The following is a 19,841-nucleotide window of genomic DNA, read 5'->3' as shown; positions in this document are numbered from 1 at the left end:
GAGGGTAAAAAGGACGGCGTGAATAATTCGGGGGTGACGGCGAATGCGTTTTAGCCGGAATCACCAATATTTCATGCGCCGCGATTTACAGTGTCGACAATTGAACGTTCGGGAGCATTATTCATGTCAATGAAACAAATTCGGGCGGCGTTGCTGGGAATGTGCATGGCGATGCTGGCGCCGGCGAGTCACGCGCAGGTGACCTATTCGACCGACTGGCTCGCGAACACGTACGGCACGCTGGCCCAGCACGTGGGCAATGCCGCGCGCTCGATGTGGGTCGCGCCCGAGGGTGTGATCTACACGTCGTCGCGCTGGGACGAGAACGCGGGCGGCGTCGCGCTCTACCAGAACGGTCAGCCGATGGGCACGATCGGCATCCACGACGAATTCCAGGGCGGCGCGATTACCGGCAACGCGACGTCGATCTTCGTCGCGCTCGGCTACAACCGCAACTTCGGCAGCGGCTCGGTGGGCCGCTACAACCGCAGCACGAACCAGCGCGACCTGCGTATCCCGGTCAGCACGTGGACGGGCCTCCCGAACCCGGACGTGATCACCGGCCTCGCGACGGCCGGCAACCTGCTGTATGCGAGCGATTTCTACGGCAACCGTGTGCGCGTCTATACGACCGACGGCGTCTGGCAGCGCGACATCGCCGTGACCGGTCCCGGCGCGCTGGCGCTCGATGCGGCGGGCAATCTGTGGGTCGCGCGCATGAGCGCGGGCGCGGTCGTGCAGTACAGCGCGACCGGCACGCTGCTGAACACGATCCAGATGGCGGCCGGCGCGCGGCCGTCGGCGCTGTATTTCGACGCGTCGACGGGGCAGTTGCTGGTGGGCGACCAGGGCCCTGACATGAACATCAAGCTCTACAGTCTCGCCGGGCTGCCGCAGCAGGTCGGCACGTTCGGCGTGCAGGGCGGCTATCTCGACACGACCTCGGGCATCAAGGGGCAGGTCGGCGACAAGCGCTTCACGCGCGTGGTCGGCATCGGCAAGGATTCGGGCGGTAACCTGTACGTGCTCAACAACGCGTGGGGCGGCGGCTGGGATCTCGGGCGCAACGGCAGCACGGATCTTCATTCGTACAGCCCGACGGGCGCGCTGCAATGGAAGCTGCAGGCGCTGAACTTCGAGGCGATCGCCGCGCCGGACCCGGCGACCGACGGCGCGTTCTTCTACAGCGGCAACAACGTCTATACGGGCTCGGCGGGCGGCACGTTCGTCGCGAACACGGTCGACCCGTTCACCTATCCGAAGGACCCGCGCCTCGACACGAACGACTACCAGCGCGGCCAGCACTTCGGCCAGCTCGTGATGGTGGGCGGCAACCGGATTCTCGTCGCGTCCGGCCAGAACCCCGGCAACTTCAATTTCTACTACTTCACGCCGGCGACCGGCTACATAGCGAACCCGGCCGGCTCGCTGCCGGGCAAGCCGTTCAACACGACGTTGCAGGTCACGACCGGTTTCGACATCGACGGCAACGGCGACGTGTGGGCCGGGCTGAACGGCTCCAACGCGATTACCCGCTACCCGATGACGGGCTTCGATGCGAACGGCAAGCCGTCATGGGGCAAGCCGGTGACGACGCCCGTGCCGAGCACCGTGGCGCCGACCACGCGGATCATCTACCAGGCGGACAGTGACACGATGATCCTCGCACAGGGCCTCGCGAACAACTGGGACTGGACCGCGATGAACGGGCACATCGAGGTCTATCACGGCTGGAAGAACGGCAACACGACCGCACCGAACCCGGTGATCAACCTGACCAGTGCGAACCCGAAGTCGATCGCGGCGGCCGGCCACTACCTGTTCGTCGGCTACGTGCACACCGTGCCGAACGTCGACGTGTTCGATCTCAACACGGGGGCGCTCGTGACGACGCTGACGAACTCGAACACGTCGGCGATGGACGTCGGCAACGACGTCGACTCGATGTACGGGATCCGCGCATACCTGCGCTCGACCGGCGAATACGTGATCACGAAGGACAACTACAACGGCACGAGCATGATCGTGTATCGCTGGCATCCGTGAACGTGCAGGCCGTGCGGTCGCGTACGGCACGGCCTGGATTTCGCGCTTGTCGAACGATACCGTTCCATTGATATGGAAACCTGATTATTGAAATCGGGTGGGTAAGGCGACTTGTATAATTGCGGCCAACCAATACAACCATGCCTTACCGAGAGAGCGTCATTCATGAACTGGGACGATGCCCGCGTTTTTCTGGCAGTCCATCGCGCCGGGACGCTGCGCGAAGCCGCTGCCGTGCTCGACGTCGATCAGGCCACCGTCGGGCGACGGCTGATGGCGCTCGAGAAGGCGCTGGGCGCGAAGCTGTTTCTCAAGACGTCGTCCGGCTATGTCGTGACGCAGGTCGGCGAGCATTCGCTGCAGGCCGCGGAAGCGATGGAGCAGGCGGCGAGCGACTTCGAGCGTCGCGTCCACGGTTCGGACGACCGGCTCGAAGGCGAGGTCCGCGTGACGACGACCGATTCCCTCGCGATGGATTTCGTCCTGCCGGCGATACGGTCGTTGCGACTGAAATGCCCTGCGATACAGGTGGTCCTGACGACGTCGGTACAGGTGCTCAACCTGACCCGGCGTGACGCGGATCTCGCGATTCGAACCGTGATGCCGGAAAACCCCGATCTCGTCCGCCGGAAGCTGGCGGAGTGGGAGGTCGGGCTGTTCGCGAGTCGCGAGTATCTGGATGCATATGGCGTGCCCACGATCGGGTCTGCTTTCGACGGCCATGATCTGGTCGTCTATCAACCTTCCATCACGTCCAACCAGGGCGACACGCTGTGCGGCGAGTCGATGGAACGCGGGCGCATCGTTGCGCAAGTGAGTTCGAGCCTGATGCTGGCCACGTCGATCCGGTCGGGCATCGGCATCGGCGAACTGCCGGTGTACATGGCGCAAGGGGATGATTCGCTCGTGCGAATCTGGCCCGGCAAGTCGAGAGCCGCGCCGTACCAAGTCTGGCTCGTGTCGCATACGGACCTGAATCGGACGGCGCGCGTTCGGGCCGTCACCGCCGAGATCGCCGCTTCGTTCGACCGCTATCGATAGCGAGCGGTCGGACTCACACCGGGACAGTGCCTTGCGCTTAACGCGGCGGGGTCTTGCGCATCGACAGCGTGCGCCGTGCGGCATACCAGCGAGGTACGATCGCGACCGCCGCGACGATCGCGAAGAACGGGATGGCCGTCGCCAGCACGTGGCTGCCGGTACCGAGCAGGCCGCTGGACACGGTGGCCGCGAGCGACGCACTGCCGATCTGGAAGAAGCCGACGAGCCCCGACGCCGTGGCTGCGCGCCCATGTTCGCTCGCGATGGCGCCCGACACGGCGAGCGACAGCGACGATCCGTTCGACAGGCTGACGAGAAACATCGGCAAGACGATCGCGATGATGCCTTTGACATGCGACGACTCGCACAGGGCGAACGCGATGCCGCCGGCCACGAAGCAACCGACGCCCGCGACGACGATCGCGTCGTACGACATCCGGTCGAGCATGCGGCGCGAGATCATGTTGGCGGCAATGATGCCGGCGGTCAGCGGCAGATAGAGCCAGCCGCTTTGCTGTTCCGACAGGCCCAGGCTTGAGAAGATGAACGGCGACTGCGTCAGGTAGACGAACCACGCGCAATAGATCGCGCAGGCGACGAGCGTGTACCGGATGAATGCCCGATCCCCGAGCACGTCGGCGAAGCCGGCCAGCGGCGCGACGCGATGTTGTCCTGGCGTGATGGCCGGCCGCGTCTCCTTCAGAAGCAGCTGGACGAGCAGGAGCGCTGCAACGCCAAACCCGGCGACGAACATGAAATCGCTCCGCCACCCGAACCACGCCGCCAGATATCCGCCGATCGCGGGCGCGATCGCCGGGGACAGCGACACGAGCGGATACACGATGCTGTAGACCTTCGCGGAGGCCTTCTTGTCGCAGGTGTCGGCGATGATCGCGCGGCCGATGACGAGGCCGGACGCCGCGCCGAGCGCTTCGAGCACCCGCCAGCCAAGGAAGCTTGCGAAACCGCCTGCGTTTGCGCAGCCGGTCGAACCGAGGATGTACAGGAGGATGCCGACGGTCAGCACCGGCTTGCGTCCCCATCGATCGGAGAGGGGGCCGTAGAACAGCTGCGCACAGGCGAGCGCGATCAGGTAGGCCGATACCGTCTGCGGCATCTGCCATGCGCCGATCGAGAACTCGTGGGCCATCGACGGCATCGCGGGCAGGTAGACGTCGGACGCGATCAGGCCGAAGGCGCTCAACAGGGAGACGACGAGGATGAGTGAGAAGTGGGACATGTTCGCTGCGTAGTGATGGCGGAGCGCGTGGCCTGATGGTCAGGGCGACGCATTTTGGGCGGCCTTGGGAAAAGGCCGGGGCGATCATACGGTGTGCGATGCGGTTCGGGAGCGGGCGGAATTGCATCGCTCGAATGCGTTTTTGCAGGCGGTGAAACGGCGGCGGGGAGGCGTGTGGAGGGCGGCGCGGGGTGTTGCGCAGGACACCGATTAGCCGAAGCCCGGCGCGGTCGTTGGAAACGTGCAGCGCGGCACGTCGTCGTTGCTCATCGCAGCGCGCGCGAAATTGCCGCCGTCGTTAACGAATCCTGGAAGCTCTGACTGGCGGGTCAGGATACGTAAAGTGTCTATCTTTTTATAAACGCGAATGATCCAGAGAATGTGGCGGCCTCAATTTCATTGGAATAAATGCGGGACGTCACATCAATTTTAGCGCTACCTCTTCGCGCAATTTTTCGTCGGAAATCCTGCCAATCGGAATGCCTTGAATCTGAGACGGAGTGGATGTCGCCGGAAATCGAATTTGTGAATTTGATGCTGTGGCTACATATAATGACGTCCCCTTCGAAGGACTCGTCTCGCACATTGGCCCATGCCAGGCACCACGCGGACAGGATTGCCAGGACACTGATGCTTCCACCAAATGCAGTGCCGCAATGATTGATGTTTTTATCGAGTGGCGCGGATATTTCTACTTTTAATTTAGAGAATGATCTAATGCTGAATCCGATACTTTCTGTCATCGGCATCGCTTTGATCAAATATTTCTCTATGTCGCGAACATGCGTCGAGTTCGTCATGTGAGGCGGTATAAGTGGAGTGCGAAAAATTTCCTTGATGGGGGTGTCAAGGCATCGGGATGCTCCGCATTAACGCATATGAGGGGTGCCTGTTTCGTGGTTTGGCGCAAAAATCGGACAGGAATTTATTGAGTGAGAGAATTTTTCGTACTCGTTCGGCTTTCTGATGGCCGACGCATCCCGATGTCGTTGGGTCGCGCCAGCAAAAGGGCATGGATGCTTTGCTTCACCAAGTTGATTGCCTGGTTGCAGAACAAGAATGGCATTCCTCTTTGACGAGCATCAGTCCGACAATGCGGTCAAGTCTGGAGCGTGAGTCGCACTCGGAAACGAATGCAGGTCGCGGTCTTAGCGGATATCGCGGCAAATAGTGGAACGAGTGGGCCGCGACGAGAGCGTGCCTGTCGATGCAGGCGTTGAACGTGGGCCGCCGCTTGCCGGCCGGCCCACGCACGCATCAGGCCATCGGAACGTCACACCATCAGAACGACACCGTCGTCGTCAGCGTGACGAGCCGCGGCTCGCCGACCGCGATGATCAGGTTGTTGTTGCTCGACGGGTAGTAGGTCTTGTCGAGCAGGTTCTTCACGTTGAGCTGGAAGCGCGTCGGGAACTTGCCGATCGTCGTTTCGTAGGCCGCGAACGCATCGACGGTCACGTAGCCGGGGAGCGTGAAGCTGTTCGCGGTGTCGCCGGAGCGTTTGCCGACCAGACGTGCGCCGCCGCCGAAGCGCCAGCGGCCGGGCAGGTTCGCGATCGCCGTGTCGTATACCGCGAAGAGGCTGCCCGTATGGCGCGCAACGTTCGTTAGCGGCGTGTTGCTGTCGCGATCGGTCGCATTCGTGTACGCATAGCTGCCGATCACGCTCAGGTGGCGCGTGATCTGCCCGGCGACGTCGAGCTCGATCCCGCGCGAGCGCGCGGTGCCGATCGTCGACGTGAGGTCGCCGACCGTGACCGCGACGTTGCGCTTGTCGATCTGGTAGACCGCGAGCGTGCCGGTGATCGCCGGCTTCAGGCTGAACTTCAGCCCGGCCTCGAGCACGCGGCCGTATTCCGGTGCGAGCGGCGCCGCGACGTTCGTGGCGACGTTCGGCTTGAACGAGCGGCTCACGTTCGCATAGGCGGTCAGCGCCGGCGTGAGCGCATACGCGAGCCCGAACTGCGGCAGCCACACGGTGCCGCGCGAACGATCGGCGAATACGAACGGCCGCCCCATCCCCGATTCCTGCTGCCAGTTTTCCCAGCGCAGCCCGCCCACCGCGGTGAGGCGATCGGTGAGCTTCACCGAGTCCTGCACGACCATCGAATACGCATGCACCACCGAGCGCGAATCGCTTTGCTTCGGGATGGGTATGCCGCCCGGTGCGAGCAGGTCGTACACGGGGTCGTACAGGTTGAAGCCCTTGGTCGCCTTGCCACGGATCGTGTCGCCGCGGAAGCTGCGCTGCCGCTCGTATTCGCCGCCGATGTAGATCGCGTGGTTCATCCCGGCGAGCGTCACGTTGCCGAGCAGGCCGAGGGTCGCGATCTGGTCGGAATCGTTGCGCCCGAGGTTCGCGTCGGACGAGCGCGTCAGTGCGCCGGTCGCGCTGTTGAACGCGGTGGCGCGAGTGATGGTTTGATCGTAGCGGTCGCGGCCCCAGCCGTAGGTCGCACGCACGCGCCACACATCGGAGAAGCGGTGCTCGATGCGCGCACGCAGCGTTTCCTGGATACCGCTGCTCTGAGACCACGCCTCCTCGTAGCGGCGATAGCGCAGCGCATCGTCGAGCTGGCCGTTCACGAGCACGGTGCCGCGATCGAACGGCGTCGTGTAGTCGACGTACTGGTAGCTGACGTCGATCGACGTGTTCGCGTCGTGCCACGACAGCGCGGGCGCGATCAGCGCGTCGCGCTGGCGGCCGAAGCTGCGCCAGTAGCGGCTCGTGTCGTATTGCCCGGTCAGCCGGAACGCGAGCGTGCCGCCGGCGACCTGGCCCGGGTGGCCGAGCGGGCCCGTGAGGTCGAACGTCGCGCTGCTGCCGCCGTGGCTCGTGCGGGAGGCCGAGATCGAGCCACCGAACGTGTCTTCCGGCTTGCGCGTGACGAGGTTGATCACGCCGCCCGGATCCTGCATCCCGTAGAGCAGCGACGCCGGGCCTTTCAGCACTTCGACGCGGTCGATCGTGGCCAGATAGCTGTGCAGCACCGGCGTGCGCACGCCGTCGACGAGCACGGAGCCGTCGTTGTTCGACCCGAAGCCGCGCTTGATGAACGCGTCGCGCGTGCCGCCGAGCGTGTTCGTTTGCGTGACGCCGCTGATGTTGCCGAGCACGTCGTCGAGCGAGCGCGCCTGCTGGTCCTGCATCACGCTGCTGCTGACCACTGCGACCGATTGCGGAATTTCCTTGATCGACCGGTTGTCGCCGCCCGTGATGCTCGTGGTGCGCGGCTGATAGCCGACCGTCGGATCGGCGGTTGCCGATGCGCTGACGCTGATGGCCGGCAGTTCGCGCGCGGCCGGTGGCGCGGGCGTGGTGGCGGAGGCGGAGGCGGCGGGCTCGGCGTCGGCGCGTTCGGCGGCGGACGCATGCGTGCCGCTCGCGACGCACAGGGTGATCAGGGCAGGCAGGCTCGTGCGCCACGGGCGCAGGGTCCGGGCGCGGCGGGGTGGTCGGCGGGATGGCATGAATCGGTGCGAGACGGAGTGCTAAGGATCGGGTGCGGGCCACAGCGTTTTGCCACGACCGGGACGCGAATAATATATGTAATGAGAATCATTTGCAATTGTAATGAAATGAGCGGCGACATGCGGGCCCCGGTTGCCGGGCCGTTGGCCGTCTGCTACCGTAGCGACCAAAATCAGAAGCAGTGAAATTCAATGAGAGAGCCGGGGGCCGCACCATGTCATTTCCCTGTCACGTCGCGTTCAGCGCGACGCTGCGCACCGCGCACGACCACGCGGGTGAAGATGTGATCGCAGCCGTGTTCCGCCATTCGAACGATTAAAGCCACGGAAGCGAATTTATCGGGCGTTGCGCCGGGCAGCGGGCGTTGCGCCGGGCTTCGGTCACTTCAACCACCACGCTAGACGGGAGACCACCCATGAAGAAGATTTCCGCGCCGTTCGCGGCGGCCGCGCTTGCGGCGTGCACGATGCTGGCGGGCGTTCACCAGACCGCCTTCGCCGCATCGGACAACGACCCCGCGATCGACGCGCGTTACGGCGCCGTGATCGAGGCCTATACGCAGGACATGGCCGCCGCGAAGACGAAGTACGACGGCAAGCGCCTCGTGTTCGTCGGCGCCGTGATCCGGATGGGCAGCGATCCGGGCGGCACCTATTTCGGCGCGCTGACGAAGGACGGCGAGCAGTTCGACACGCATTTCGACGTGGCCGACCAAGATGCGCTGAAGCCGAAATTTCCCGGCGGCGAGATCAAGCCATTCGTCACGTCGGCAGCGTTCCGCTTTAGCTGCGTGAACGAAGGCTATATCGATGCGCCGGTGCTGCCGGGGTTGAAGCTCTCGCACTGCCGGCTCGCCAACTGACCCCGCGCCGGCGCGGGGGCCGGCGTTCAGAACTTCTGCTGGATGCCGGCCATCACGCCGAGCTGGTTCATCCCGGTCCCGACCGTCCCGCTGGCGGCGACCGCGTTCGCCGCCAGCGTGCTGTTGAACATGTAGCCCACCGACGTGTAGACGGTCGTCCGCTTCGACAGGAAATAGTTCGCGCGGCCGACGAGCAGCGTGGCATTCGTGCCGCCTTCGCTGTTTTCGCGGCGTTGCAGGTAGCGTACGCCCTGAAGGTCGAGCGCGAAGTAGGGCGTCGCATAGTACGTGCCGCCGGCGAACACGATATCGGCCTGCAGGTGTTCGGCCGCGGCGAGATTGCGGCGGATCCACCCTGCGCCGAGTTTCGCGGGGCCGATCTTCACGTAGCCGGCGACGATGTCGCGCGTGTCGGTGTACGCCGGATTGTTCAGCGGGGCGAGCGCGCCGCCGCCGCCGCGCATCACGTCGTGCGACGCGGCGATCCCGAAGTTGCTCGCGTCGTACGCGAGCATCGCCGTGTATTGGCGGCAGGCGACGATGTCGCCGGGCACCTGTCCGGCGCAGCCCGTCGCTGACGGCCCTGCCGGCCCGGCCGCGTCGCGGCCGAAGCTGTAGGTGGCGCCGAGCGTCACGCCGTGGAACGTGCCCTTGTAGCCGATCGCATTGTCGCTGCGCGCGTTCGGCAGATAGGAATCGAAATCCGCCATCGAGTGAATCGACGGGCCGATCACGTCGGCATTGGTCAGCACGATCATCGACATGTTCATCTGGCGGCCGAGGGTCAGCGCGCCGAACGGACTGTTCACGCCGACGTTCGCCTGCCGCCCGAACAGGCGCCCGCCGTAGTTCAATGCGCCGGTGCCGGGCTGGAAACCGTTTTCGAGGACGAAGAAGGCCTGATAGCCGCCGCCGAGATCCTCCGTGCCTCTCAATCCCCATCGTGACGGCACCTCGCCGGTCAGCGTCGGCATGCCCGTGAACGATCCGCCGTGCGCGGCGTTGTTGTAGTAGGACACGCCGGTATCGATGATCCCGTACAGCGTGACGCTGCTTTGCGCGCAGGCCGGCCCGGCCAGCGCCATTGCCGTCGCGAGCGCGACGCCCAGTTTCGTTTTCATGGCTGTCTCCAAACAGTATATAGATGTACTTATCGATTTTTATGGTGACCCGGACGAGTCCGGGATGCCGGCGGGTATCGGCAAGACTGCGCGCGTCGCGTGTTACGACATCGCCGGGTCGCGTTGCCGGTGCGGTGCCGCGGCACGCGAGCCCGCTACGGCGACGGCGATTGCCGCGCCGGCCATCGGCACGAGGAACGCGAGATAGAGATGGGGCACGGACCAGCCGTCGTCCAGCAGCGCCCCGACCGTCATCGGCGACAGAATCGCGCCGAGGCGGCCGATGCCGACCGCGAGGCCGATGCCTGTCGTGCGGATTTCGGCGGGGTATGGCGTCGGCGACAGCGCATACATGCCGGCCACGCACGCATTGATCACCGCGCCGAGGAACACCGCGACGGTCATCCCGATGCCGAGCGAGCCGGTGTTCGCGCCGAACACGACCATCAGCGCGCCGCCGAGCAGCAGGGTCGCGCCCAGCAGGTTGCGCAGGCCGAAACGCGTCGACAGCAGGCTGAAGAGCGAGGCGCCCGCAATGCCGCCGAGGTTGAGCAGGACGCCGCCGGTGACGCCCTGCGACGCCGACAGCCCGGCCTGGACCAGCAGCTTCGGCGTCCAGCTCACGACGAAGTAGAAACTGCCCATCACGAGGAAGAACGCGATCCACAATGCGATCGTGCGGCGCGCGAGCGGTGCGCGCAGCACGGCTGTCCAGCTCGACGCGGGGCTCGCCGTGTCGATGGCGGAGGTCGCGCTCGGCAGTGCGTCGATCGGTGCGCGCTTCATCCTCGCGAGGATGCGGTTGATTTTTTGCAGCGCGTCGTCGGGGCGCCTCGCCAGCAGGAAATCGAGCGATTCCGGCAGCAGCGCGAGCACCATCGGGATCGCCAGCAAGGTCAGGATCCCGCCGAACGCGAACACGCTGCGCCATCCCCAGGTCGACAGCAAGTAGCCGGCGATGACGCCGCCGGCAGTGGCGCCGATCGCGTAGCCGGTCGACTGCATGCCGATCGCGGCGCTGCGCCACTTGTTCGACGCGTACTCGCCGCTGATGACGGTCAGGCTCGCCAGCATGCCGCCGATGCCGAGCCCCGTGTACGCACGCGCGACGGCGAGTTGCAGCGTGCTGTGCGTGGCCGCGCAGGCGAGCATCCCGGTCGAGATCACGGCGAGGCAGAGCAGGATGATGCGGCGGCGGCCGACGCGGTCGGCCAGCGGCGCGATCAGCACCGAGCCGATGCCCATGCCGGCGAGACCGGCACTCAGCAGCAGGCCGATTTCCTTGCCGCTCAGTTTCCATTCGGCCGCCAGGTGCGGCGCGGCGAACGCGACGGCCAGCACGTCGAAGCCATCGAGCATGTTCAGCACGACGCAGGCCGTGACCGCCATCGTCTGGAACGCGCTCATCGGGGATTCGTCGATCGTATTGCGGATATTTGCGCTCACGTCAAAGATCCTTCATAAAGTAGTATGACTAATCAAATGGAATGACATCGAAGCCGGCTGAAACGGATGGGATGAAAGCGAATGCGCGGGCTGACGGGCATTCCCGGAGACCTCCCGCTGCGGCCGGCAGGCACCGCTGGTGCGCCGGCAGGATGCTTACGCGGGTTCGGGCTGCCGCAGCAGCCGCTCGATCACGCGCCGCGCACGATTGGGGCCCGCGTCGACGTGAATGTCGAGCTGGCGACGATCCGGAAAGCGCAGCTGATTCCGGTATTGCGCTTCGATCACGGCCTTGTCCTCGTCGAACGTCGCCGCGGATTGCTCGATGACCGTTTGCGCGACCCGCTCGACGTCGTGTTGCGGATTGGTCGCGACGGTCCAGAAGTAGTGCGTCGTCGTTTCCGTCTCGGGCGTGATGCCGTGGAAGCCGCGCATGTGGAAGCCACCGCGCGCCGGGTCGTGCAGGTCGCCGGTGCCGGCGTCGATCGCGCCGGTCCAGATCCGGATGTGCGACACGTGGAACTCGATTTCCTGCCAGCGATCGACGCGGGCCGCGAACGGCCATGCAGCGGTGTAGGTCGGCGGCGGGACGGAATCCGGCATCCGGCGAACCAGCGTCACCGTGTCGCCGTCGCTGCTGACGCGGGTTTCCGCACTCATGTGCAGCGGCGCGTTGCCGCCGATCGTCTTCAGATGGACATAACCGAGGTGGCTCAGGTCCATCAGGTTGTCGTGAATCAGTTGATACGGCGCGTCGTAATGGTAATGGCCGCCGCCGAACCGGTATTGCGGATCCGTATGGAACGCGTACCGCGGCGGCGCGCAGGTCGGTCGAGCGTGCGCGTCGGCGCCGATCCAGATCCATACGATCGCGTCCTGCTCCTGCACCGGATACGACGACACGCATGCCGTGGCCGGAATCCGGTCCTGCCCTGGAATCTCCACGCATGCACCGCCGCGGTCGAACAGCAGGCCGTGATAGCCGCAGCGCAGGCCGCGCGCTTCGAGCGAGCCGCACGACAGCGGCAGCGACTTGTGGCAGCAGCGATCCTCCAGCGCACCGACTTCCCCGGACGGCAACCGGAACAGGACGACCGGATGGCCGAGCAGCGTGCGGGCGATGGGTTTGTCCGTCAGTTCGGTCGACAGCGCGGCGACCCACCATCGGCCGACCGGGAATTTAGCAGTATTGATTGATGGCCCGGCATGTTGCTCCATTGATCGTCTCCAGTATTGTGGTCGGCCGCCTCGTGTCGGGCGTATCCGTCTACAGATCGAGTACCAGCAGGTCGGTTCGTGCTCGCGAGCAGCAGGGCATGAACTGGTCGCCGGCGGCTTTTTCCTCGTCGGTCAGGTACGCATCGCGGTGATCGGGCTCGCCTTGCAGCACGCGTGTCAAGCACGTGCCGCAGACGCCTTGCTCGCACGACGTCAGCACGTCGACGCCGTTTGCCGCCAGCGCCGCGATGACCGTGCATTCGGCCGGCACGTCGATCACCTGGCCGCTGCTCGCGATCCGCACCTGGAACGCGCGATCCGCGCCGGACGCCGCAACCGCGCCGCCGAAGAACTCGTAGTGCAGTCGCGCTTCCGCCCAGTCGCGCTCGCGCGCGGCGTTCAGCACCGCATCCATGAAGCCGCGCGGCCCGCATACATACAGGTGCGTGCCTTCGGGCGCCGCGGCGAGCACGGCGGCCAGGTCGAAGCGTTGCTCGGGCGCGCCGTCGTCGACGTGGAAGCGGGCACGATCGCGGAACCCGGCCGCGTTGATCCGCTCGACGAATGCCATGCGGTCGGTCGAGCGCGCGCAGTAATGCATGTCGAACGCGACGCCGGACGAGTGCAACCGTTCCGCCATGCTGAGGATCGGCGTGACGCCGATCCCGCCTGCGAGCAGCAGGTGGTGCGGCGCGTCGGGCGCGAGCGGAAACTGGTTGCGCGGCAGGCCGATCCGCACGGTATCGCCTTGCCGGACTGCGTCGTGAATCGCGCGCGACCCGCCGCGACCTTCCGCATCGCGCAGCACCGCGATCTGGTAGCGATCGCCGTGCTCCGGGTGGCTGCACAGCGAATACTGGCGCACGAGCCCGCCCGGCAGATGCACGTCGATATGGGCGCCGGCGTCGAAGCGCGGCAGCGGCGCGCCGTCATCGCTGACGAATTCGAAGCCGCAGATGTCGCGCGCTTCCTGCCACTTGCGGGCCACCCGAACCGTCAGCGTCACGGCGCTCATGACGCCTCCTTGATCTGCGCGACCGGAATCACGGGCCGCTGCGGGCTCGACGCATTCTCGTCGGCGAGCAGCCGCTCGATCACCTTGCGCGACAGCACGCCGCCCGCGTCGATGTTGAGCTTGAGCAGCTTGCGGTCCGGCCACTGCTCGAGGTTGCGCTGCTGGCGCTCGAGCATCTCGAGATCCTCGGCGAAGATCTTGCCCTGGCCTTCGCGGATCTCGGCGGTCAGCGCGTGATCGTCGGGCCGGAAGTTGCGCGCCATCCCCCAGAAGTACCAGATCGAGGTGTCCGTCTCGGGCGTGATGAAATCGACGACGATCGACGACGCCTTCAGGTCGGCCGGCGCGTCGTAGCCGCCGTGGCCCGCATGCGCGACACCGACTTCGATCATCACGTGGCTCGGCGGCGTGAAGCGGCAGATCTGCCAGCGATCGACCGGCACGTCGTCGGCGAGCCCGTTGCCGCGCAGCGCCATCCGCCAGAACGGCGGCGGCATCACGTTCTCCATGAAGCGGCTCGTGACGACTTCGTCGCCGTGGCTCGTCGTCTTCGGCGGCGCTTCGTCGATTTCCTTCTGGCCGATGCTCGACGCATGCACGTAGGTCTCGTGCGTGAGATCCATCAGGTTGTCGATCATCAGCCGGTAGTCGCAGCGGATGTGATACAGGCCGCCGCCGTGGGCCCAGGCCGGGTCTTCCGCCCACGCGAGCGCGGGCAGTCTGGCGGGATCGGCTGCCGCAGCATCGCCCGGCCAGACCCAGATGAATCCGTACCGCTCGATCGCCGGAAAGCTGCGAATCGGCGGGAAGCCGCCGACACGCTGGCCCGGCATGCCGGCCGCCTTGCCGTTGCAGCCCATTTCCAGCCCGTGATAGCCGCACACGAGTACGCCGTCGCGCACGAATCCGAGCGACAGCGGTGCACCGCGGTGCGGGCAGAAATCCTCCAGCGCGGCGACCTGGCCATCCGCCGCGCGGTAAAACACCATCGACTCGTTGCAGATCTTGCGGCCCAGCGGCTTGCCGTCGATTTCATCGGGCGTGCATGCCACGTACCAAGCATTCTTGAGAAACACGTTCGTCGTCTCCTTCAGGTCGATGCCGCCGGTACGCGGCATCTCTTCATTCCGTGTACTGAATGAGATTCAGTGTACTCATCGAGATTGGCTGGAGCAAGGCGGGCGGTATACTGGTTTTCCCGGGAAATGGCGCGAGGCAGCGTCATGCCGTCGGCGCGTGCAACCGGCATGCGCCGCTTATGTCATCGACTCATTCATGGAAAAAACGAATCCCGCCGACCTGCCGGTTTTTCCGCTCGATCTGTACGACGAACCCGGGCACCTGATCCGGCGCGCGCACCAGATCGCGGTTGCGATGTTCTACGAGAAGCTGGGCCGGGACGTGACGCCGGTGCAGTACGCGGTCCTGCGGATGCTGTACGAGTGCCCGGGGCTCGATCAGGTGACACTCGCGCAGCGGGTCGCGCTCGACACGTCGACGACCGCGGATCTCGCGGTCCGGCTCGAAGCGAAAGGGCTGATCGTGCGCGAAGTGCTGCCGCGGCGGCAGCGCCGCCTGCTGCTGACGCCGGCGGGCGTCGAACTGCTCACGCACCTGATTCCGTCGGTGAAGGAACTGCGTGCCGGCCTGTTCGACGGAATGGGAGAGGACGATTCGCAGGAACTGATGCGCCTGTTGCGCAAGTTCGTCCATTTGAACAACGAGCAGAGCCGCGCGCCGCTGCGCGTCGGCGACGAGTCGTAACGCCCTCGAACCCCGCAGCGGCGGGGAAGCGGCGGGCGCGCTGCCCGCCCCGCGTCACCCGCGCGTGCTTTCGCCTTCCAGCCGCCGCACGGCTTCCGCCACTTCGTTCCTGAAACGCACGAGCGCCGCCTGTTCCGGCGCCGGCGGCTGCACGGCGGCCCACAGCATGTCGACGAGCTGCGTGGCCGTCGTTTCCGTATCGAGCTTGCGGTGCCCGAGGATCGCATCCCACAGCACGTGCTCGACCGGCCCGAACACCATCGAGCGCAGCAGGCTCAGCGGCAGGTCGGTGCGCACCTGCCCGGCCGCCTGGCCGCGCGCGAGCACGTCCATCAGCGGCGCGGTGTAGCGGCGCTGCAGCGCGGTGAGCTCGTCGCTCAGCGCGTGCTGCTTCGCGCGGCCTTCCGACAGCACCAGCGCGCACAGGCCCGTGCCGTTCACCAGCATCAGCCGCAGGTGGGTGCGCACGATGAACGCGAACTGCTGCTGCACCGATGCGTCCTGCGGCATCCCTGCCTCGAACGCGGCGATGTTTTCGTCGTACCAATCCGCGATGACGCGCGCGCACAGCTCCCGCTTGCCGCGGAAATAGCTGAACACGGTCGCCTCCGACACGCCCACGCGCTGCGCGATCTCGGCGGCCGTCGCATGCTCGTAACCTTTTTCGGCGAACACTTCCCGGCCGGCGCGCAGGATGTCCTGCACGCGTTGCTGGGATTTGCGCCCGGCGGGCGCGCGCGAGGTATCGGCGCGGTCGGCTTTGACGGTGGCGGTCATGGTGTCGGCGGTAGCGGCTGTCATCTCGGCATGATATCTGAGTGTCACTCAAAAAACTATTGACGCCAAACCCGACGAGGCGCGAAACTGTGCAAAATTTCCGCAGTATTAGTCAATGAATCCAGGTATTCATTCGATTTGAGCGAAACTCAGAAATCGGTGGGTGCCACACACTTTCTGGAGACGGAGGAGACATGATCAACCTGCCCGGTGTGCAATTCATGCTCGGTGAAGACATCGAGATGCTGCGCGACGCCGTCGCGACGTTCGCGGCGAAGGAAATCACGCCGCGCGCGGCGGAGGTCGACCGCACCGACCAGTTTCCGATGGATCTGTGGAAGAAGTTCGGCGATCTCGGCGTGCTCGGCATGACGGTGGCCGAGGAATACGGCGGCGCGAACATGGGCTACACCGCGCACATGGTCGCGATGGAAGAGATCTCGCGCGCATCGGCATCGATCGGCCTGTCGTACGGCGCGCACTCGAACCTGTGCGTGAACCAGATCCACCGCAACGGCACGGAAGCGCAAAAGCAGAAATACCTGCCGAAGCTCGTGTCGGGCGAACACATCGGCGCGCTCGCGATGAGCGAGCCGAACGCCGGCTCCGACGTCGTCAGCATGAAGCTGCGCGCCGACAAGCGCGGCGACCGCTACGTGCTGAACGGCACGAAGATGTGGATCACCAACGGCCCCGATTGCGACACGCTCGTCGTCTACGCGAAGACGGACGTCGAAGCCAACTCGCGCGGCATCACCGCGTTCATCGTCGAGAAGGGGATGAAGGGCTTCTCGGTCGCGCAGAAGCTCGACAAGCTCGGCATGCGCGGCTCGCACACGGGCGAGCTGGTGTTCCAGGACGTCGAAGTGCCGGAGGAGAACATCCTCGGCCAGCTCAACGGCGGCGTGAAGGTGCTGATGAGCGGCCTCGACTACGAGCGCGCGGTGCTGTCGGGCGGCCCGACGGGCATCATGGCCGCGTGCCTCGACGCGGTGGTGCCGTATATCCACGACCGCAAGCAGTTCGGCCAGGCGATCGGCGAATTCCAGCTGATCCAGGGCAAGGTCGCCGACATGTACACCACGTTCCAGGCCTGCCGCGCATACCTGTACGCGGTCGGCCGCCATCTCGACTCGGCCGGCAGCGACCACATTCGCCAGGTGCGCAAGGACTGCGCGGGCGTGATCCTCTACACGGCCGAGAAGGCGACGTGGATGGCCGGCGAGGCGATCCAGATCCTCGGCGGCAACGGCTACATCAACGAATACCCGGTCGGCCGCCTGTGGCGCGATGCGAAGCTGTACGAGATCGGCGCCGGCACGAGCGAGATCCGCCGGATGCTGATCGGCCGCGAGCTGTTCGCGGAAACGATGTAACGCCCCACGTCACGCGAACGGAGCTCCGTCGATGCCGATCATCGAATCGAAACTGAACCCGCGCTCGGAAGACTTCCGAGCGAATGCCGCCGCGCTCGAGGCGGTCGTCGCCGACCTGCGCGCGAAGATCGAACAGCTCGCGCAAGGCGGCGGGCAGGCCGCGCGCGACAAGCACCTGTCGCGCGGCAAGCTGCTGCCGCGCGACCGCATCGCGCAACTGCTCGATCCGGGCGCGCCGTTCCTCGAGTTCTCGCAGCTCGCGGCGAACGGCATGTACAACGACGACGCGCCGGGCGCAGGCGTCATCACGGGGATCGGCCGGATCGCCGGCCGCGAATGCGTGATCGTGTGCAACGACGCGACGGTCAAGGGCGGCACCTACTACCCGGTCACCGTGAAGAAGCACGTGCGCGCACAGGAGATCGCCGCTGAAAACCGGCTGCCGTGCGTGTACCTCGTCGATTCGGGCGGCGCGAACCTGCCGAACCAGGACGACGTGTTTCCCGATCGCGACCACTTCGGCCGCATCTTCTTCAACCAGGCGACGATGTCGGCGGCGGGGATCGCGCAGATCGCCGTCGTGATGGGTTCGTGCACGGCCGGCGGCGCATACGTGCCGGCGATGAGCGACGAGTCGATCATCGTGAAGGAGCAGGGCACGATTTTCCTCGGCGGCCCGCCGCTGGTGAAGGCCGCGACCGGCGAGGAAGTGAGCGCCGAGGATCTCGGCGGCGGCGACGTGCATACGCGCCTGTCGGGCGTGGCCGACCATCTCGCGCAGAACGACGCGCATGCGCTGTCGATCGCGCGCAACATCGTCAGCCACCTCGCACCGAAGATCGCGCCGCCGGTGGCGCTGCGCGAGCCGAAGCCGCCGCGCTACGACGCAAAGAGCCTGTACGGCGTGATTCCGGTCGATACGCGCAAGCCGTTCGACGTGCGCGAGGTGATCGCGCGCATCGTCGACGATTCCGAGTTCGACGAATTCAAGGCGCGCTACGGCACGACGCTCGTCACGGGCTTTGCGCACATCTGGGGCCACCCGGTCGGGATCGTCGCGAACAACGGCATCCTGTTCTCCGAATCGGCGGTGAAGGGCGCGCATTTCATCGAGCTGTGCTGCCAGCGCAAGATCCCGCTCGTGTTCCTGCAGAACATCACGGGTTTCATGGTCGGGCGCAAGTACGAGAACGAAGGCATCGCGCGGCACGGCGCGAAGATGGTGACGGCCGTGTCGAATGCGAAGGTGCCGAAGTTCACGGTGATCATCGGCGGCTCGTTCGGCGCCGGCAACTACGGGATGTGCGGCCGCGCATTCGGCCCGCGCTTCCTGTGGATGTGGCCGAACGCGCGCATCTCGGTGATGGGCGGCGAGCAGGCCGCGTCGGTGCTCGCGACGGTGCGCCGCGACGGCATCGAGGCGAAGGGCGGTTCGTGGTCGGCCGAGGAAGAGGACGCATTCAAGCAGCCGATCCGCGATCAGTACGAGCGCCAGGGCCATCCGTATTACGCGAGCGCGCGGCTGTGGGACGACGGCGTGATCGATCCCGCGCAGACGCGCGACGTGCTGGGCCTCGGCCTCGCCGCGTCGATGAACGCGCCGATCGAAGACACACGCTTCGGCGTGTTCCGCATGTAACGGCCGGGAGGGCTGAACGATGCGATACGAAACGATCAAGGTAAGCGAAGCCGGCCGCGTGGCGACCGTCACGCTCGCGCGTCCCGACGTGCGCAACGCGTTCAACGAGACGACGATCGCCGAGCTGACCACCGCGTTCGAATGGCTCGACGCGCATGAAGGCGTGCGCGCGATCGTGCTCGCCGCGGAAGGCGCGGCGTTCTGCGCGGGCGCGGACCTGAACTGGATGAAGAAGATGGCCGGTTACTCGGACGACGAGAACCGTGCCGATGCGCGCAAGCTCGCGCGGATGCTCGAGGCGATCCATCGCTGCGGCAAGCCGGTGATCGCCCGCGTGCATGGCGATGCGTATGCGGGCGGCGTGGGCCTGGTGGCGGCGGCCGACATCGCGATTGCCGCCGACGGCGTGAAGTTCTGCCTGTCGGAAGCGCGGCTCGGGTTGATCCCCGCGACGATCGCGCCGTACGTGGTGCGCGCGATGGGCGAGCGCGCGGCGCGCCGCTACTTCACGACGGCCGAGGTGTTCGACAGCACGCGTGCGGCGTCGCTCGGCTTCATTCACGACGCGGTGCCCGCCGAGGCGCTCGACGACACGGTCGCGAAGCTGGCCGAGACGCTCGTCGCGAACGGCCCCGACGCGGTGAAGGCGTGCAAGCGGCTCGTCGCCGACGTGGCCGGCCGCCCGCTCGACGCGACGCTGATCGAGCAGACCGCCGACTGGATCGCGCGCACCCGCGCCGGCGCGGAAGCGCGCGAAGGGATCGCGTCCTTCCTCGAAAAGCGCACGCCGTCGTGGCGTGAATGATCGCGCAGCGCGCGTGACC

At 65.9% G+C, this 19,841-nt stretch carries 16 protein-coding genes; 7 read left to right on the top strand and 9 right to left on the bottom strand.

Going from position 1 to position 19,841, the window contains the following annotated elements:
- Window positions 1-123: 123 nt before the first annotated feature.
- On the top strand, window positions 124-2,046 hold the full coding sequence (locus tag LXE91_RS23335) for an SMP-30/gluconolactonase/LRE family protein (RefSeq protein WP_039339651.1): 1,923 nt from the start codon (window positions 124-126) through the stop codon (window positions 2,044-2,046).
- A 165-nt stretch (window positions 2,047-2,211) separates the two neighbouring features.
- Window positions 2,212-3,087 (top strand): LysR family transcriptional regulator, encoded by an 876-nt coding sequence (locus LXE91_RS23330; protein ID WP_039339650.1) that lies wholly within the window; start codon window positions 2,212-2,214, stop codon window positions 3,085-3,087.
- Window positions 3,088-3,124: 37 nt separating this feature from the next.
- Here LXE91_RS23330 and LXE91_RS23325 read toward each other — a convergent pair whose 3' ends face one another.
- The 3 genes from LXE91_RS23325 to LXE91_RS23320 all read right to left on the bottom strand — a co-directional run bounded on the left by LXE91_RS23325 (window position 3,125) and on the right by LXE91_RS23320 (window position 7,798).
- Complete coding sequence (locus LXE91_RS23325; protein ID WP_039339649.1) at window positions 3,125-4,327, bottom strand: multidrug effflux MFS transporter; 1,203 nt, start codon at window positions 4,325-4,327, stop codon at window positions 3,125-3,127.
- Window positions 4,328-4,674: 347 nt separating this feature from the next.
- Window positions 4,675-5,070 (bottom strand): YiiD C-terminal domain-containing protein, encoded by a 396-nt coding sequence (locus LXE91_RS43755; protein WP_349824335.1) that lies wholly within the window; start codon window positions 5,068-5,070, stop codon window positions 4,675-4,677.
- 538 nt (window positions 5,071-5,608) lie between these two features.
- Window positions 5,609-7,798, bottom strand: coding sequence for a TonB-dependent siderophore receptor (locus LXE91_RS23320; RefSeq protein WP_039339648.1), 2,190 nt, complete (start codon window positions 7,796-7,798; stop codon window positions 5,609-5,611).
- 416 nt (window positions 7,799-8,214) lie between these two features.
- Between LXE91_RS23320 and LXE91_RS23315 the strand changes: the two genes are divergently transcribed.
- On the top strand, window positions 8,215-8,661 hold the full coding sequence (locus LXE91_RS23315) for a hypothetical protein (RefSeq protein WP_039339646.1): 447 nt from the start codon (window positions 8,215-8,217) through the stop codon (window positions 8,659-8,661).
- 26 nt (window positions 8,662-8,687) lie between these two features.
- Here the strand turns inward: LXE91_RS23315 and LXE91_RS23310 are convergent, their stop codons facing one another.
- The 5 genes from LXE91_RS23310 to LXE91_RS23290 all read right to left on the bottom strand — a co-directional run bounded on the left by LXE91_RS23310 (window position 8,688) and on the right by LXE91_RS23290 (window position 14,537).
- The gene (locus tag LXE91_RS23310) at window positions 8,688-9,782 is read right to left on the bottom strand and encodes a porin (protein WP_039339645.1); all 1,095 of its coding nucleotides are present in this window, start codon (window positions 9,780-9,782) and stop codon (window positions 8,688-8,690) included.
- A 102-nt stretch (window positions 9,783-9,884) separates the two neighbouring features.
- Window positions 9,885-11,228, bottom strand: a complete 1,344-nt coding sequence (locus LXE91_RS23305; protein ID WP_039339643.1) for an MFS transporter — start codon at window positions 11,226-11,228, stop codon at window positions 9,885-9,887.
- A 156-nt stretch (window positions 11,229-11,384) separates the two neighbouring features.
- Complete coding sequence (locus LXE91_RS23300; RefSeq protein WP_039339642.1) at window positions 11,385-12,446, bottom strand: aromatic ring-hydroxylating oxygenase subunit alpha; 1,062 nt, start codon at window positions 12,444-12,446, stop codon at window positions 11,385-11,387.
- Between the two features lie 49 nt (window positions 12,447-12,495).
- On the bottom strand, window positions 12,496-13,461 hold the full coding sequence (locus tag LXE91_RS23295; RefSeq protein WP_039339641.1) for a PDR/VanB family oxidoreductase: 966 nt from the start codon (window positions 13,459-13,461) through the stop codon (window positions 12,496-12,498).
- Entirely contained in the window at window positions 13,458-14,537 is a 1,080-nt protein-coding gene (locus tag LXE91_RS23290) for an aromatic ring-hydroxylating oxygenase subunit alpha (RefSeq protein WP_039339762.1), read from the bottom strand. The genes LXE91_RS23295 and LXE91_RS23290 overlap by 4 nt, the downstream gene beginning before the upstream one ends.
- A 199-nt stretch (window positions 14,538-14,736) precedes the next feature.
- Here LXE91_RS23290 and LXE91_RS23285 point away from each other — a divergent pair, with 199 nt between their 5' ends.
- On the top strand, window positions 14,737-15,225 hold the full coding sequence (locus LXE91_RS23285) for a MarR family winged helix-turn-helix transcriptional regulator (protein WP_039339640.1): 489 nt from the start codon (window positions 14,737-14,739) through the stop codon (window positions 15,223-15,225).
- A 54-nt stretch (window positions 15,226-15,279) separates the two neighbouring features.
- Here the strand turns inward: LXE91_RS23285 and LXE91_RS23280 are convergent, their stop codons facing one another.
- The gene (locus LXE91_RS23280) at window positions 15,280-16,026 is read right to left on the bottom strand and encodes a TetR/AcrR family transcriptional regulator (protein ID WP_039339639.1); all 747 of its coding nucleotides are present in this window, start codon (window positions 16,024-16,026) and stop codon (window positions 15,280-15,282) included.
- 170 nt (window positions 16,027-16,196) lie between these two features.
- On the opposite strand from LXE91_RS23280, the gene LXE91_RS23275 reads away from it, so the two are divergent.
- From LXE91_RS23275 to LXE91_RS23265, 3 genes are read left to right on the top strand one after another with little or no spacing between them, the layout of a single operon-like run.
- Window positions 16,197-17,378, top strand: a complete 1,182-nt coding sequence (locus LXE91_RS23275) for an isovaleryl-CoA dehydrogenase (RefSeq protein ID WP_039339638.1) — start codon at window positions 16,197-16,199, stop codon at window positions 17,376-17,378.
- Window positions 17,379-17,409: 31 nt separating this feature from the next.
- On the top strand, window positions 17,410-19,017 hold the full coding sequence (locus tag LXE91_RS23270) for a carboxyl transferase domain-containing protein (RefSeq protein ID WP_039339637.1): 1,608 nt from the start codon (window positions 17,410-17,412) through the stop codon (window positions 19,015-19,017).
- Window positions 19,018-19,036: 19 nt separating this feature from the next.
- Window positions 19,037-19,822: an enoyl-CoA hydratase/isomerase family protein gene (locus LXE91_RS23265; protein WP_039339635.1), complete on the top strand. Its 786-nt coding sequence runs from the start codon at window positions 19,037-19,039 to the stop codon at window positions 19,820-19,822.
- Window positions 19,823-19,841: the final 19 nt, after the last annotated feature.

Origin of the sequence: Burkholderia contaminans (assembly GCF_029633825.1) — a bacterium.
Classification (GTDB): Bacteria; Pseudomonadota; Gammaproteobacteria; order Burkholderiales; family Burkholderiaceae; genus Burkholderia; species Burkholderia contaminans.
Note: the sequence above shows the minus strand (reverse complement) of the source record. Positions and strands in the feature narration are given on the sequence as shown.